This window comes from Chryseobacterium sp. SIMBA_029, from assembly GCF_046535275.1.
Lineage (GTDB): Bacteria > Bacteroidota > Bacteroidia > Flavobacteriales > Weeksellaceae > Chryseobacterium.
Genome location: NZ_JAWRXA010000769.1, coordinates 1 through 242, shown reverse-complemented (window position 1 = coordinate 242; position 242 = coordinate 1). Strand labels below are relative to the sequence as shown.

The 242-nt window shown below is 54.5% G+C and carries 1 rRNA gene; it reads right to left on the bottom strand.

The annotated features are described in order from the left end of the window. Positions 1–242: ribosomal RNA gene (locus tag SB679_RS26010) — 23S ribosomal RNA — on the bottom strand; the annotation flags it as partial.

Here is a 242-nt window from a genome sequence, read left to right as displayed (position 1 = left end):
CTCGCAGTCAAGCGCGCTTTTGCCTTTATACTCTACGACCGATTTCCGACCGGTCTGAGCGCACCTTCGTACTCCTCCGTTACTCTTTAGGAGGAGACCGCCCCAGTCAAACTACCCACCATACACTGTCCTCGATCCGGATAACGGACCTGAGTTAGAACCTCAAAGTTGCCAGGGTGGTATTTCAAGGATGGCTCCACGCAGACTGGCGTCCACGCTTCAAAGCCTCCCACCTATCCTAC